At 72.2% G+C, this 14,865-nt stretch carries 15 protein-coding genes; 9 read left to right on the plus strand and 6 right to left on the minus strand.

Going from position 1 to position 14,865, the window contains the following annotated elements:
* Positions 1 to 46 precede the first annotated feature (46 nt).
* Positions 47 to 1,279, plus strand: coding sequence for a beta-ketoacyl-ACP synthase II (gene fabF / locus AB0B90_RS24590; protein WP_350945977.1), 1,233 nt, complete (start codon positions 47 to 49; stop codon positions 1,277 to 1,279).
* 12 nt (positions 1,280 to 1,291) lie between these two features.
* On the plus strand, positions 1,292 to 2,749 hold the full coding sequence (locus tag AB0B90_RS24595) for a carboxyl transferase domain-containing protein (protein ID WP_350945976.1): 1,458 nt from the start codon (positions 1,292 to 1,294) through the stop codon (positions 2,747 to 2,749).
* A gap of 163 nt (positions 2,750 to 2,912) precedes the next feature.
* Here the strand turns inward: AB0B90_RS24595 and AB0B90_RS24600 are convergent, their stop codons facing one another.
* Complete coding sequence (locus AB0B90_RS24600) at positions 2,913 to 3,407, minus strand: DUF3145 domain-containing protein (RefSeq protein ID WP_344918407.1); 495 nt, start codon at positions 3,405 to 3,407, stop codon at positions 2,913 to 2,915.
* A 206-nt stretch (positions 3,408 to 3,613) separates the two neighbouring features.
* On the opposite strand from AB0B90_RS24600, the gene AB0B90_RS24605 reads away from it, so the two are divergent.
* From AB0B90_RS24605 to AB0B90_RS24625, 5 genes are all read left to right on the plus strand, one after another.
* On the plus strand, positions 3,614 to 4,681 hold the full coding sequence (locus AB0B90_RS24605) for a S8/S53 family peptidase (protein ID WP_350945975.1): 1,068 nt from the start codon (positions 3,614 to 3,616) through the stop codon (positions 4,679 to 4,681).
* 61 nt (positions 4,682 to 4,742) lie between these two features.
* Positions 4,743 to 5,309, plus strand: coding sequence for a sigma-70 family RNA polymerase sigma factor (locus AB0B90_RS24610; protein ID WP_350945974.1), 567 nt, complete (start codon positions 4,743 to 4,745; stop codon positions 5,307 to 5,309).
* A complete protein-coding gene (locus tag AB0B90_RS24615; RefSeq protein WP_350945973.1) occupies positions 5,306 to 5,770 on the plus strand; it encodes a hypothetical protein in 465 nt (154 codons plus the stop codon). Before AB0B90_RS24610 ends, AB0B90_RS24615 begins: the two co-directional genes overlap by 4 nt.
* The gene (locus AB0B90_RS24620; RefSeq protein ID WP_362924980.1) at positions 5,771 to 8,329 is read left to right on the plus strand and encodes a CHAT domain-containing protein; all 2,559 of its coding nucleotides are present in this window, start codon (positions 5,771 to 5,773) and stop codon (positions 8,327 to 8,329) included.
* 119 nt (positions 8,330 to 8,448) lie between these two features.
* Positions 8,449 to 8,805, plus strand: coding sequence for a helix-turn-helix transcriptional regulator (locus AB0B90_RS24625; protein ID WP_350945971.1), 357 nt, complete (start codon positions 8,449 to 8,451; stop codon positions 8,803 to 8,805).
* Between the two features lie 14 nt (positions 8,806 to 8,819).
* Here the strand turns inward: AB0B90_RS24625 and AB0B90_RS24630 are convergent, their stop codons facing one another.
* Together AB0B90_RS24630 and AB0B90_RS24635 are read right to left on the minus strand one after the other, a co-directional pair.
* Positions 8,820 to 9,422: an ATP-dependent Clp protease proteolytic subunit gene (locus AB0B90_RS24630; protein WP_362902348.1), complete on the minus strand. Its 603-nt coding sequence runs from the start codon at positions 9,420 to 9,422 to the stop codon at positions 8,820 to 8,822.
* A complete protein-coding gene (locus AB0B90_RS24635) occupies positions 9,419 to 10,234 on the minus strand; it encodes an ATP-dependent Clp protease proteolytic subunit (RefSeq protein WP_362924982.1) in 816 nt (271 codons plus the stop codon). The genes AB0B90_RS24630 and AB0B90_RS24635 overlap by 4 nt, the downstream gene beginning before the upstream one ends.
* Before the next feature lie 58 nt (positions 10,235 to 10,292).
* Here AB0B90_RS24635 and AB0B90_RS24640 point away from each other — a divergent pair, with 58 nt between their 5' ends.
* Entirely contained in the window at positions 10,293 to 10,910 is a 618-nt protein-coding gene (locus AB0B90_RS24640) for a hypothetical protein (RefSeq protein ID WP_362924984.1), read from the plus strand.
* Between the two features lie 232 nt (positions 10,911 to 11,142).
* Here AB0B90_RS24640 and AB0B90_RS24645 read toward each other — a convergent pair whose 3' ends face one another.
* From AB0B90_RS24645 to AB0B90_RS24655, 3 genes are read right to left on the minus strand one after another with little or no spacing between them, the layout of a single operon-like run.
* On the minus strand, positions 11,143 to 11,988 hold the full coding sequence (locus AB0B90_RS24645) for a sulfurtransferase (RefSeq protein WP_350945967.1): 846 nt from the start codon (positions 11,986 to 11,988) through the stop codon (positions 11,143 to 11,145).
* A 49-nt stretch (positions 11,989 to 12,037) separates the two neighbouring features.
* Entirely contained in the window at positions 12,038 to 13,153 is a 1,116-nt protein-coding gene (locus AB0B90_RS24650; RefSeq protein ID WP_362924987.1) for a nucleotide pyrophosphatase/phosphodiesterase family protein, read from the minus strand.
* Positions 13,150 to 13,740 carry a DUF5998 family protein gene (locus AB0B90_RS24655; RefSeq protein WP_350945965.1) on the minus strand — a complete coding sequence of 197 codons (591 nt, stop codon included), beginning with the start codon at positions 13,738 to 13,740 and terminating at the stop codon, positions 13,150 to 13,152. The genes AB0B90_RS24650 and AB0B90_RS24655 overlap by 4 nt, the downstream gene beginning before the upstream one ends.
* Positions 13,741 to 14,251: 511 nt before the next feature.
* Here AB0B90_RS24655 and AB0B90_RS24660 point away from each other — a divergent pair.
* Positions 14,252 to 14,836 carry a hypothetical protein gene (locus AB0B90_RS24660; protein WP_362924989.1) on the plus strand — a complete coding sequence of 195 codons (585 nt, stop codon included), beginning with the start codon at positions 14,252 to 14,254 and terminating at the stop codon, positions 14,834 to 14,836.
* The last annotated feature ends 29 nt before the right edge of the window (positions 14,837 to 14,865 follow it).

Raw genomic sequence — 14,865 nt, forward strand, 5'->3', positions numbered from 1 at the left:
TTATCCCCCAGCCCAGATTGACCAGCGATTCACAAGGAGCGCAGCAGTGAGTACAGACCAGGTACGTGTCGTCGTCACCGGGCTCGGCGCGACCACGCCCCTCGGTGGAGACGTCGCCTCGACCTGGTCGGCGCTCCTCGCCGGTCAGTCGGGGGTCAGTGATATCACCGCCGACTGGGTGGACTCCGTCCCGGTGAAGTTCGCCGCCTTTTCCGCCGTCGACCCGACCGAGGTTCTGCCCCGGCCGGAGTCGAGGCGGCTGGACCGTGCCGAGCAGTTCGCACTCGTCGCGGCCCGCGAGGCGTGGGCGCACGCCGCGATCGACAAGGTCGACCCCGAGCGGCTCGGCGTCGTCGTGGGCAGCGGCATCGGGGGCATCACCACGATCCTCGCCGCCTACGACACCTTCAAGGAGAAGGGCTGGAAGCGGCTCTCACCGTTCACCGTTCCCATGCTGATGCCGAACGGCTCGGCGGGCTGGATCGGCATCGAGGTCGGCGCGCGCGCCGGCGTCCACGCCACGGTGAGCGCCTGCGCCACCGGCGCCGAGTCGATCGGGTACGCCATCGAGATGATCCGCTCCGGCCGGGCCGACGTGGTCGTGGCCGGCGGCACCGAGGCGGCCATCCACCCGCTGAACATCGGGTCCTTCGCGGCCATGCGCGCCATGTCCACCCGCAACGACGAGCCGCAGCGCGCCTCCAGGCCGTGGGACAAGGGCCGTGACGGCTTCGTCCTCGGCGAGGGCGCCGGCATTCTCGTCCTGGAGTCCGAGGAGCACGCCCTCGCCCGCGGCGCCACGATCTACGCCGTGGCCGCCGGGGTCGGCTACTCGGCCGACGCCCACCACATCGCGCAGCCGGAGCCGACCGGCGCCGGGGTCATGCTGGCCATGCGCCGCGTCCTGGAGGACGCCGGTCTCACCGGCGCCGACATCAAGCACGTGAACGCGCACGCCACCTCCACCCCCGCGGGTGACGTGGTGGAGACGATGGCCATCAAGGAGGTCATCGGCGGTCACCCGCTGGTCAGCGGCACCAAGTCGATGACCGGTCACCTGCTCGGCGGCGCCGGCGGTATCGAGTCCGTTTTCACCGTCCTCGCGCTGCACGAGCGGCGCGCGCCCGGGACCATCAACGTGGACGACCTCGACGACGGCATCGAGGTCGACATCGTGCGCGGAGAGCCGCGCGCCCTGCCGGACGGTCAGATCGCCGCGATCAACAACTCCTTCGGGTTCGGCGGGCACGACGTCGCCGTGGCCTTCACCAGCGTCTGACAGGGGCTCGCGATGACCGTGCTCGACAAGGGACTGGTGAGCGAGGACAGCAAGGACAGCAAGGACGGTGAGAGCCGCGAGGACACGACACCGGAGCCTCTCGATCCCCGTGACCCTCAGGTGCGTCTCTCCGCTCTGCTCGACGAGGGCTCGATCCGGCTGATCTCACCGGTCGACCGCAGCGGCGTGCTCGCCGCGACGGGCCGCGTGGAGGGTGTTCCGGTCGTCGTGTTCGTCAGTGACGCCCGCGTCCAGGGCGGTGCGATGGGCAGCGAGGGGTGCGAGCACATCGTGCACGCCTACGACGTCGCGGTCCGCGAGCGGGTTCCCGTCATCGGCGTCTGGCATTCCGGCGGTGCCCGCCTCGCCGAGGGCGTGGAGTCGCTGCACGCGGTCGGCCGCGTCTTCGCCGCGATGACCCGCGCCTCCGGCGTGGTCCCGCAGCTGTCCGTGGTCGTCGGTCCCGCGGCGGGCGGCGCCGCGTACGGCCCGGCGCTGACCGACATCGTGATCCTGGCCGACGAGGGCCGCATCTTCGTCACCGGTCCCGACGTGGTCCGCAGCGTCACCGGCGAGCAGATCGACATGGCCGCCCTGGGCGGCCCCGAGCCGCACAGCAAGCGCAGCGGTGTCGTCCACGTGGTCACCAAGACCGAGACCGACGCCTACCTGCGGGCCCGCCGCCTGGCGGTGCTGCTCGGCCACCAGGGCCGGGTGCGCACCGGGGTCGAGGAGATCGACTTCTCCGGCCTGCTGCCCGACAACGTGCGCCGCGCCTACGACGTGAAGCCGCTCGTCACGGGCCTGCTGGATGAGCCCGGCGTGGAGCTGCACGCCAAGTGGGCACCCAACATCGTCACCACCCTGGGCCGCCTCGGGGGCCGGACCGTGGGCGTGGTGGCCAACAACCCGATGCGCCTGGGCGGCTGCCTCGACTCCGCCTCCGCGGAGAAGGCGGCCCGGTTCGTCCGGATGTGTGATGCCTTCGGGGTGCCGCTGATCGTCCTGGTGGACGTTCCGGGCTATCTGCCCGGCGTCGGGCAGGAGCACGACGGCGTGGTCCGCCGTGGCGCCAAGCTCCTGCACGCCTTCGCCGAGGCATCCGTGCCGCGGATCACCCTGGTGACCAGGAAGGCCTACGGCGGCGCCTACATCGCGATGAACTCCCGCTCGCTGGGCGCGACCAAGGTGTTCGGCTGGCCGACGACCCAGATCGCGGTCATGGGCGCGATCGCCGCGGTCCGCGTCCTCAAACGCCGCGAGCTCGCCGCCGCCCCCGAGGAGGAGCGCGCCGCCCTGGAGGCCAGGCTCGCCGAGGAGCACGAGATCCTCGCGGGCGGCCTGGACCGGGCCATCGAGCTCGGCGTGATCGACGAGGTGATCAAGCCCGAGGAGACCAGGGGCGCCATCGCCAGGGTCCTGGCCCAGGCGACCCCCGCCAGGGGCGCCCACGGCAACATCCCCCTCTGACGGTCGTTCGACGAGCCCCCGCCGGTCCCGCCGGTGGGGGCTCGCCCGTCCTCCCTGCGCCCTTCCCCGCGCAGGGAGGAGGCGCAGGGCACGTTCCAAACCCGTGTCCGGGACGGTCGTCCGCCGCGAGAGAGCGAACGTGCCCCCGTGGGGGCGTGCCCGCTCAGACGGCGGCGTGCAGCCAGCGGACCGGAGCGCCCTCGCCCGCGTAGCGGAACGACTCGAGCTCGGCGTCCCACTGCTTGCCCAGCAGGCGATCGAGCTCCTCCTCCAGCACCACGCGGCCCTGACGGGCCATCAGCATGGCGGAGCGCAGCCGGTCCTCCGGGATCAGGATGTCGCCGTTGGCCCCGACCACGGCCGTGAAGGCGCCGAGGGAGGGGGTGTAGGCGTGCCGGGTCCCGTCGGCACCCGGTGAGGCGTCCTCGGTGATCTCGAAGCGGATCCGCTGCCAGCCCATCAGCGACGAGGTGATGGCCGCCGCGGTACCGACACGGGCCTCCCACTCGGCCTGCGCGCGCACGTGACCGGGCGCGGCGGGCTGCGGAGTCCAGGTCAGGTCTACGGGCACGCCAAGGACACCTGCGACCGCCCATTCAATATGAGGGCACAGCGCAGGCTGAGCTGAGTGGACGTAAAGCACGCCACGAGCAGACACCGGACCTCCCGTTTCGTACGAGGTGCGCCTTCCCCAACGGCCTCATACCAGGATGATCACAAGTGACTGAAGGAGAGACTACCGTCGGTCGTGACGTCGCACCAGAGGGGGGTCATACCGAGATGTTGTGCCGTGGGCACTTGGCCAGGGCATCCTCGGGAATGAAGAAAACCCCATCACCTGGTGATCGCCCCCCGGAGGACCAGATGAACACCGGCATAGAACGGGTCGAACCCATCCCCGGTTCGCCCGCCCTGATCAGAAAAGGTCAACTGCTGACCGACGCCGCGGGCCTCGCTGCCACCGCCCGCTGGGCCGACGCCGTCACCGAGATCGGGGGAATCCACCGGGTGCGCCTGTCTCCGGGCGTGGACGTCTGCGACCTGGTGGCGTCGGTACGGGCGCGGGGCGTGCGCGCCTCTCCCAACCACATCCTGACGGGCCAGCCGCTCTACTTCGGGGGCCCCGCCTCCCGCCCCTTCCCCAGCGCCGCCCTCCCGGCGCCCGACCCCGCCCCCACCGGGCGCGCGGCGGGCGCCGTGACGGTGGTGCTCGCCGACACCGGCCTGGCCGAGCACCCGTGGTGGCAGGGGAGCCCGTGGTTCCTGGAGCGGGGCCGCGAGGCCGACGAGGTGCCCGACTCCGACGGCGACGGCGAACTGGACCTCCAGGCGGGGCACGGCACGTTCATCGCCGGGCTGATCCTGCGGTCGGCCCCGTCGGCGCGGCTGCGGCCGATCCGGGTGCTGGACGGCCACGGCGTCGGGGACGAGGCCGGGCTGCTGCACCTTTTGGAGCGGCTGCGGGCCGACCCGCCGCAGGTGCTCAACCTGTCCTTCGGCGGGCACACCTTCGACGACCGCCCCTCCCCGCTCGTGGAGGCCGCCCTGGAAGCACTCACCGGTACGGTCACGGTGGCCTGCGCGGGCAACACCGCCTCCGACCGCCCTTTCTGGCCCGCCGCGTCACCCGGGGTGATCGCCGTCGGGGCACTGGACCCGGACGGCGGGGCGAGGGCCCCGTTCTCGGCGTACGGAGCGTGGGTGGACGCGTGTGCCCGCGGTGAGTGGCTGTCCAGCACCTTCCTCGAACACGGGGCGTTCAACGGCTACGCGCGCTGGAGCGGGACCTCCTTCGCCACCGCCCTGGTGAGCGGGGCGATCGCCGCCGCGTGCGCGGACCGGTCCGCGCAGGAGGCCGTCAAACACGTCCTCGACCCGGCGAAGACCAGGCGGATCCCCGATTTGGGAGTCGCGGTGCCCACGCCTGGCTAAAGTCTCACCCAGAGCATTCACTCGGACACGTAAAGTGTTCTCCGCGATTCCGGAGGTGCCGGTGAGCGACCAGCGCGCGATCGACGCCGTGCCGGTGGACGACCAGGCGGCCTGGGACGCGCTGGTCACCCGTTTCACGGGCCTGCTGTGGTCGGCCGTGCGCGCCTACGACCTCAGCCCGGCGGACGCCGCCGACGCGGTGCAGGGCACCTGGCTGCGGCTGCTGGAGAGCCTGCACACCATCCGTGACCCCGACAGGATCGGCTCCTGGCTGTTCACCACGGCCAAGCGTGAGGCGTCCCTCCTGAGCCGCCGGCACCGGGGCGAGCGGCTGGTCGCCGACCTCTCCGACGGCGAGCACGCGTGGTCCGCCCCGGCGGGCGCCGCCCACGCCGATCCGGCGCTCGCCGTGCTGAGCGCCGACGAGGGCCGCCGTCTGTGGCAGGCCGTTGACGAGATGCACGAGCCGTGCCGGTCGCTGTTCCGGCTGATGGCGACGGCCCCCGACGCGGGCGTCCACCAGCTGGCCGGGCGTCTGGGCATGCCCAGCGGCAGCTACGGCCCCACCAGGGGCCGCTGCCTGAACCGACTCCGCACCATGCTCATCGCCCGGGAGGCGACATCGTGACGCGACATCCGGCGGCGATCGACGACGAGTCCCTGATAGCCGCGCTGCGCCTGGCGTCGGGAAGTGACCCGGTGCCCGCGCGGGTGACGGCCGCGGCCCACGCGGCCTTCGGCCTGCGGCTGCCCGGCGCCGTCCACGCCCGTCCCGTGGTCACGCCCGTGCCGCGAGGCGTCCGGTCCACCGAGGAAACACGGCTGCTGAGGTTCACCGCGACCGAACTCACGGTGGAGCTGGAGGTCACCTCCCTGGACGGCCTGGTCGACCTCGCGGGCCAGATCTCCCCCTGCCCCGAGGCGGGCACGCTGGTCGAGATCCGTACCCTGCACCTCACGGAGTCGCGTGTGCTGTCCCCGACGGGCCAGTTCGCCGTCACCGGCCTGCCGCCGGGCTGGTTCAGCGTGGTGTGCCACCGGCCCGAGTGCTCCCCCGTGGTCACCACCTGGACCCGGATCCGCCCGTAGGTGACCTTCCAGGAAGCGCTCACCGACGCCGAGCACGCACTCGACCTCTCGGGCAGCGACCCGGCCCGCGCCCTCGCTCTCGCCCGCAGTGTGCTCGCCTCGCTTGCCGCGTCCTGCCGGGCGGATGCCCCGGCCGGCGGCGCGGCGAGGAGCGGAGAGCCGGAGATCGGCGCGTCACAGGACGAGGGGCCGGAGGGCGGCGGGCCCGCGGAGCGCCTCGCGGGGTGCGGGCACTGCGAGACGGAGGCGGTGGCGCACAGGGCGGCGGCGGTGGCGGCGCGCGAGCTGGGCGACCTGCCGTTCGCCGAGGAGCACCTGCGCCGGGCGGTCCGGATCGCGCTCTCGGCGGGGCTGCCGCACCGGGCGGCCCAGGCGCGGCTGTCACTGGTCCACGTCCGTACCGAGCTGGGTCATCCGGAGCAGGCCCTCGCCCTCGCCGCCGACGCCGAGCCCGGGCTCACCCCGGCGGAGGTGGGCAAGCTCGACGTGCACCGGGCCGTGGCCCTGGCGCGGCTCGGCCGCTACCGCGAGGCCGTCGACCACTGCGACCGGGCCGTGCGGGTCCTCGGCGGCGATGTCAGGTTCCTGGCCGGGGCGATGCTGAACCGCGGGCTCGCCCGGGTGTTCCTCGGAGAGCTGGGGGCGGCGGAGGCCGACCTGAGCCGGTGCGCGGAGCTGGCGAGGAGCGCGGGCCTGGAACACGTTCTCGCGCTCGCCGAGGGCAATCTGCCGTTCCTGGCCGCACGGCGCGGCGACCTGCCCGCCGCGTTCGGCGCCTACCGGCGCGCGGAGAGCGTCCTGGTCGGCTACCCGGAGCGGCTGGCGACGGTGCGCTGCGACCTGGCCGAGGCCCTGATCTCCGCCCATCTGCCCGGCGAGGCACGGGTCCTGCTGGAGGCGGCGGTTCCAGAGCTCGCCGCGGCGGGCGCCGGGACGGCGCTGGCCGAGGCCCTCCTGCTGCTCGCCAGGGTCGAGCTGCGCACCGGTGACCCGCATCGTGCGAGGGAGAGCGCGGACCTGGCCGCCCGCGAGCTGACCGCGCAGGGGCGGACGATCCTGGTGCCGGTCGCCGAGGAGATCCTCCTGCGGGCCCGGCTCGCGCTGGAGTCGCCCACGGCGGAACTGGCGGCGACGATGCTCTCGTGTGCCGACGCCCTCTGCGCCGCCGGGCACCGAGACACCTCGGAGGCGCTCAGGCTCACCGTCGCCGAGGTCTCCCTCGGACTGGGCGACCGGCCCTCCGCCGAGCACCAGCTCGCCCTGCTCTCCCGCCCGGGCCGCGGAATGGTCGCCCTGCACGCGGCGGCGCTGCTACGTGCCCTGGCGGGAGACCGGCGGGGAGCGTTCGCCGCTGTGCTGGCCGGTCTGGCGGAGGTGGGCACCGAGACGAGGACGTTCGAGGATCCGGTGGTACGCGCGCACGCCGCCAGGGCGGGTGAGCCGCTGGCCCGCTTCGGGCTCGCCCTCGCCATGCGGACCGGGCGGGGCCATGCGGTCCTGGCCTGGGCCGAACGGTGGCGGGCGGTCACCGGGGGCGCCGGCCGGCCGCTCGCGCCCCGACCGGCCGCGCTGCGGGCCGCGCTCGGGGAGTCGGTCCTGGTGGAGTTCGTCCGCCACGAGAGCGACCTGGCCGCCGTCGTGGTCACCCGGGACCGGATGACGCTGCGCCGCCTCGGCCCGTTCTCCGCCGTCGCCGAGGCCACCGTCCGCCTCCGGTACGGGCTGCGCAGGACACACCTGCTCGACGGGAGTGCCCCCGAGCCCGGCGCGGAGGCCACGGAGCTGGAGCGGCTCCTCTTCGGCCCGCTGCGTGATCGGCTGGCCGACCGGCCACTGGTGGTCGTGCCGACGGGGACGCTGCACACCCTGCCCTGGCCGCTGCTGCCGATGAACGCCGATCGGCCGGTGACCGTGGCGGCCAGCGCCGCCGCCTGGCTGGCAGGGCGGCGTGTGCCGTCCGTACGGGACGGGAGGGAGGAGGCGGTGCCGATGGCGGTGGCCGGACCGGGACTGCGGTACGCGGAGGCCGAGGCCCGCATGGTCGTCGAGTGCCATCGAGGCACGGAGCGGGTGGCGGCGCGGCGGGCGGAGGTGATGGCGGCGCTGGAACGGGCCGACGTGGCCCACCTGGCAGCGCACGGGATGTTCTCCCCGCGCAGCCCGCTGCTGTCGAGCATCGACCTCGACGACGGCCCGCTGATGGCGTACGACCTGCTGCGGCTGCGCACCCCGCCCGCTCTGGTGGTGCTGTCGGCGTGTGACGCGGGAATGGCGCACGCCCCCGCGGACGGGGCGCCCCTGGGGCTCGCGGGTACGTTCCTGTCGCTGGGGACGCGGTGCGTGGTGGCGAGCCTGGTGCCGGTGCGCGACGAGGAGACGCTCGCGCTGATGACCGCCTTCCACGAGGCGCTCGCCGCCGGCGACCCGCCCGCGCGGGCGCTGGCCGTCGCGGGAGGGAGGACCGGTGTGGCGGGCTTCGTCTGCTTCGGCCGCGGGGATGAGCCGCCTTGGCCTGTCGGGAGGGATCGCCCGTCCGCGGCGATCGGCGAAGAGCTGTAGGTCTTCCCGTGGGGAGCGGCAGGCAGAGGACGGCAAAACCAGACGGGTCACGGTTTTCACCCGTTCCGCTCTGCGCGAAGTCGGCAGAACTCGAACGCGTCGTCTATTTATGGTGAGACATGGCCTCCTCTGTCCCGCCGCCGTCTCCGGCGATCGATCGGACCGATCCCAAGCCGTCTCCGGCTCGCGAACCGCTGTGGCGGCACGCGCTCGGCGAGCGTCTCAGAGATCTTCGTCACGAGCGGGGCGAGAAGTTGAGCGAGACGGCGCATCGCGCCGGCGTCTCACCGCAGTATCTCTCCGAGATGGAACGGGGCGTCAAGGAGCCGTCGAGCGAAATGATCGCCGCGGTCGCCGGCGCGCTGGACGTCACCCTGTTCGATCTGACCCTTGCCGTCGCCGAGAGCCTGCGGCCCGCTCAGAGCAGCACACCGAGAGGTGCCACCTGCTCGGCGGCGTACGCCCTGGCCGCCTGACGTGGCCTCCGGAATCACGCACGACCCGGTGAATGCTCCTCGATGATCTGATCGAGGAGCCCGTATTCCAGGGCCGCCGTCGCGGTGAACACCCGGTCATGATCGGTGTCGGCACGCAGGGTCTCGATGGTCTGGCCCGTGTGCCGCGACAGTATGCGCTCGATGTCCGCCCGCACACGTACGACCTCGTCGGCCTGCAGGATGAGATCGGGGATCGTTCCGCGCCCCTGAGCTGCCGGTTGATGCAAGATCACCCGTGCGTGCGGGAGGGCGGCACGTTTTCCTTCGGCGCCCGCAGCGAGAAGGACGGCGCCCACCGCGATGGCCTGCCCAATGCATGTCGTCTCGACCCGCGGGCGGATATAGCGCATGGTGTCGTATATCGCGAGCATCGCGCTCGGATCCCCGCCCTCACAGTTGATATAGAACTGTATGGGGGCGTCAGGGTTGTCCGACTCCAGGAAAATGAGCTGCGCGATGAGCGCGTTCGCGACACCCGCGTCGATCGCGGTTCCCAGATAGACGATTCGCTCGGTGAGCAGGTGCGAGTAGACATCCATGATCCGCTCGCCGCGAGAATCCCGGGCGATGACGTTGGGGATCGTGTACGTGGTCACCGGGCGGCTCCTTCGGTGACGCCGAATCCGAGCCGAGGGCGATCGTGCGGCGCGATTTCCTCGAAGCTCTGGACGATCGTGTCTATGAAGCCGTAGTCCAGCGCTTCTTGCGCCGTGTACCAGCGATCATGCAGTGAGTCCTCGAATACGCGCTCCACAGGCTGGCCCGTGTCCTCGGCGATGAGACCGAGCACCGTGTCGCGGGTGTGCCGCAGGTCGCCTGCCTGCAGCTCGATGTCGACCGCGGTGCCGCCGATCCCGGCCGAACCCTGGTGCATCAGGACACGTGAGTGCGGCAGGGCGCGGCGCTTCCCTCGGGCGCCCGAGGACAGCAGGAACTGCCCGGCGCTGTAGGCGATGCCCAGCACGAGGGTCGACACGTCACAGGGGATGAGCCGGATGACGTCACGGATCGCGAGCATCGACGGAACCGAACCGCCCGGGGAATGGATCCACAGTGCGATATCGGTCGACGCGTCCTGCGTGGCGAGTGCTATCAACTGCGTGGCGAGCAACGTGCCGTTGTCGTCGTCGAGAGGCCCGTCGAGAACGAGAACACGCCGCTCGTAAAGCTGGCCTCTCACCCGCGCGTCGAACAGCGGGGGTTTCGATTGTTCACTCATGCGCCCATCATGTGGCGCCGCCAGGATCGGCGTCGACACGATCTGCCCGGAGCAGATCCGCTCTGAGCAGCGCGGACCCGCTTCCCCGACCGGCCGAGAGCACCACCACAGGAACAAGATCTTCAGCAGCCCTCCAAACGTCGTGCGGTGTCGTGATCGATCAGGACACGCGGCCTCGACCCCGGCCATGATGGTGAGGCCCGACCGGTATGCCGGACTCTCACGGGCTCTGGTGAAAGGACACCACGTGGCGCCTTCCTGTAACCGGGTCACCCCCATGGGGGACATCGTGGCGATCTCGCTGCGCGGCGCCTGGACGGGTAACCGCGGCATCGTCCATTCGGGCGAGCGCATCGTCCGCTTCCACGCGGGTGACCTGTGGATCACCTGTGCGCTCAGCTTCAAGGGGCGGCGGCAGGAGCAGTGGCGCCCCGATCACTACACCTTTCTGTATTTCCATGACGAGGCCGTCTCGTTGGCGGCCGGGCATCGCCCGTGCGCGGAATGCCGCAGGGACAGCTACAACGCCTACCGCTTCGCCTGGGCCGAGGGTGCGGGAGTCGACGTGCCGTCCGCCCGGGCGATGAATCGGCGGTTGCACGACGAGCGGCTCGTCCGGGGCACGCGCCAGAGGCGTGTCCACGAGGTGCCCTGGGCCTGCCTGCCCGACGGCACCTTCGTCCGGTTCGGCACCACCCCCGCCGTTGTCGTCGGCCCCCGGTTGGTCGAATGGACGTTCGAGGGCTACCGGACCCGCCACCCACGGCCCGTACGGGGACCGGCCGACGTCATCACCCCGCCCTCGACCGTCGCCGCGTTGAACGCCGGATACCCGGTGCAGATCGACGACTCCGCACGTGAGTGACATCGCCCTCGTCTCACTGCGCCTGGGTGGAGACAACCGGCGTGGACCACCTGTTCGCGACGAGGGCGAACACGACCGAGATGTCCAAAACCGACGATCATCGTTGACACCTGGGTCTCCGATCAGGAACCGGATCTTGCTCAGCGTGACCACGTCGCGATCTTTATGCCAGAGCCTCAAGGTGCCCGCAGTGGTCACCCGGTGATGACAGGCCCCGCAAGGCCGGTGACGGTCAGCCGGTGGCGACCGGCCGGGAGGGGTCGGTCACCCAGTCCGACCACGACCCGACGTAGAGCGCGGCCGGGACGCCGGCCACCTCCAGGGCCAGCACCTCGTGCGCCGCCGTCACGCCGGACCCGCAGTAGGCGCCGACCGCGACCCCGGGGACCGCGCCCAGGGTGTTGAAGCGTTCGCGCAGGAATTCCGGCAGGTGGAAGCGTCCGGAGGCGTCGACGTTCTCACCGGTGGGGGCGCTGACCGCGCCCGGGATGTGCCCGGCGACCGGGTCGATCGGCTCGACCTCGCCCCGGTAGCGCTCGGCGGCACGGGCGTCGAGCAGCACCCCGTCGGCGGCGAGTGCGCCGGCCTCCGTGGCGTCGAGCAGCGGCATCCCGCCCGGCCGCGCCTCGAAGTCGCCGGTTTCGGGACCGCTCTCCTCGGTGGAGACCGGCAGGCCCTCGGAGATCCAGGCGCGCAGGCCGCCGTCGAGGACCCGCACGTCGGGGTGGCCGAAGTAGCGCAGGAGCCACCAGGCGCGGGCGGCGGCCGCGGTGGAGTCGGCTCCGTCGTAGACGACGACGGTACGGGAGCCGGACACGCCGAGCCGGCGCATCGCCTCCTGGAAGTCCTCGGCGGAGGGCAGCGGATGACGGCCACCCCCCCATGCCGGACCCTCCTGCCCGGGATGGGCCGTCAGGTCGGTCTCCAGGTCGCAGAAGACGGCGCCGGGGATGTGCCCCTCGCGGTAGGAGTCGATCCCGGCCGGCCCGGTGGGCGAGACGGCGAGCTTCCAGCGCACGTCGAGGACGCTCACCTCGGCCAGGTCCGCCAGCTCGGCGGTGGTGATCAACGGATTCATCGAAAATGCCTCCAGCGTGCGGACCCCGAATTCAGCCGCGGGGCGGATGTCAGCGGGTGCTCGTCTCCAGAAGGGGAACGTACTGCTCGGCGGGGGTCAGCGAGCCGTGACAGCCGAGGAAGTTCGCCTCGTGCGGCTCCGCGACCGAGGCGACGATGGCGCAGTCGGTGTAGGGAACGGCGAGGACGTCACCGATCCTGGGCAGCCATTCGCGGCGGACGTCGGGCCCGAACCAGCCGGACTCGACCGCCTCCTGCCGGGAGGCCACCCATGCCTTTCCCGCGAGGACCTCGCGCCAGGTGTCGAGGACCGCCGCCGAGGCGCCGGGGTCGGTGTAGAGATGGCGGGCCCTGCTCTCCCCGCCGAGCATGGCGACGCCCTCGCGCAGCGCGGGAAGGGTGTCGACGTCGACGCGATCGGTGACGTTGATCATGCCGTGGTCGGCGGTGACGTACATCGCCGAGCCCGGCGGGAGCGTTTCCGCCAGCCGCTCGGCCATCCGGTCGACCCGGGCGAGCTGGTCGAGCCAGGCCGGGGAGCCCCAGCCGGCGACGTGGCCGGTGGAGTCGAGATCGCCGTAGTAGACCGAGACGTGGGCCCGGGGCTCGGCCAGCGCGTGGCGGACCCCGGCGATCCGGTCGTCGACCTCGTCGGCCCCGACGAAGCGTACGCCCCGATAGACGGCCCTGTTGAAACCGGTGGTCTCGAACCTGGCAGGCCCGACATAGCTGACCCGGACGCCGGCCGCCGCCGCGCGCTCGTAGACGGTGGGGGCCGGCTGCCACGCGCCGGGCTCGACGAGAGGGCCGGGGGCGGTCCAGCGCAGGCAGTTGAGCAGGTAACCGGCGCCGGGAACGGCGAGCTGGTAGCCGAGCATGCCGTGCCCGCCCGGCGGCAGGCCGGTGCCGAGGGTGCTCAGGCTGGTCACGGTGGTGGCGGGGAAGCCCGCGGTGAGCACCCCGCCGGACATGGACGACAGGAACGGCGCGACGCCGGGATGGGCGCGGAGCAGCTCGGCGCCCATCCCGTCGACGAGGAACAGCAGGACCCGCTCGGCGGAGGCGAGGTCCAGCGGGTTGTCGCCGCCCACCCCGACCGCGGCGAGCAGCGAGGCGGACAGGTCCGCGAGCGAGGCCGTCCCGTACGCGGGGACCAGGGGGTTCACGAGGCGGTGCGAGCGGTGGCCTCCGACAGTGCCTTGGCGAAGGCCAGCACGTGGGAGACGGCCTCCGGTCCGTCCGCCGCCTCGCTCACCCGCAGGGAGAGATCGTCGGCCGTGATGGCGCCGGTGTATCCGTGGTCGGACTCGCAGTTCTCGTCGCCGCAGGTGGCCGGCTCCAGATCGACGTGGGAGATGGCTCCCCAGCCGATGGTGAGCGTGACCTCCGTGGGCGGCACCCCCGGCACGTAGGAGGCGGGGTCGGGGACGACCCGGGTGACCGCGACCGACTGGATTCGGCTGAGGCGCACGGCCTCGGTGGTCGTGGAGGCGTGGGAGGCCGAGACCCCCTCCACCGCGGGATGCTCGTCGGTGTGGCAGACGAGCAGCCGGGTGGGCGAGAGCACCAGCACGGTGACATGCCTGCGCACCTCCATGGCCGGGTCGAAGGTGGCCTCGTGGTGCACGACGTAGGCGCCCACCTGCTCCTTGCCGAGCGCGGACTCGACCGCGTCGGCGACCAGGTCGGGATAGTAGCCACTGCGGTCGATGGCGTCGCGCAGGCCGGCGGACGAGAGTCGGGTTTCCCTCATGGGTCCATCCTGCCCTGTCCGGGGCGGCGCTTTCACCGGGAGTACGTGAGCTTCGGCCCGCGGTGCAAATCGTGATGCGATTCGCCCTCACCTTTTCCGGCCGTGAAAGCGGCATCGGGGGGTGATCCCGGAGCCGCCGGGTCTCCGTTGTCGGCCGCGACTTTCCCCTCCGCCCGGTTTGACGCGACCCTTTCCGGGTTACCGGGAGCGGTAGCGGGCGGGGGTGTGCGGCGTCCTGAGCAGCAACAATGGGCGATTCTGCACATTTCCCACTTTGTTCATATATCTGGGATTTTTCATCACTCCGGAATGGGAAACGGTGAATCCCTACCGGAACAGGGGGCGAGAGAACATGGCCGGAGAAGGTCAGGACTCAGCAGGACGGTCCGTCCCGGCGCCGCCCGACCCGCCGAGCCGGCCCCGGCCGCGCCGGCCGACCTCGCGGGGCCTGACCCGGCCGGCATGGCGTAGCGGCCTCTCGCGCCTCGTCGCGGCCGTCCCGGTGACCGTCGTGACGGCCGTCATGACGACCGCGGCGGCGACCACCGTCGGCCCGTCCCTCTCCGGGGCGGGCTTCCCCGGCGACCTGATCCTCACCACGGTCCACGACGGCCCGTTCGAGGCGGGTGACAGCGGCACCTTCTCCATCGACGTCACCGCGAGACCCGACTCCGCCGGGATCACCCGGCCGACCAGGGTCACCTACTACTTCCCCACGGGCCTGACCCCGGTGCGCGCCTCGGGTGCGGGCTGGAGATGCCGGATCACGGCGGGAATCGTCGACTGCGACACGCGCGACCTGGTGGCACCCGGATTCCAGCTCCCCCGGATCACGGTCGGCGTGGCCGTGTCGCGGAACGCCTCGGGAACGCTCACCGCGTCCGGCAGAGCCGCCCATGCCGCCCATGCCGCCAATGCCGCCCAGGACGGCATGGACATGGTCGATCCCGGCACGGGCAACGTCATGGAGACCGGTCCCGCGCCCGCCACCGTCGCCAGCACGGTCCAGATCATCCCCGCGACCCGGCGGACGGGTCAGCCCCGCGTTCCGTACGTGCCCCGGAGTGCCCCGGCCCTCGCGCCGGATCGGATGTGACCGCCGAGCGGCGACGAAGCGGCAGGTGC

It is taken from the genome of Streptosporangium sp. NPDC049078, from assembly GCF_040648855.1.
Taxonomy (GTDB): domain Bacteria; phylum Actinomycetota; class Actinomycetes; order Streptosporangiales; family Streptosporangiaceae; genus Streptosporangium.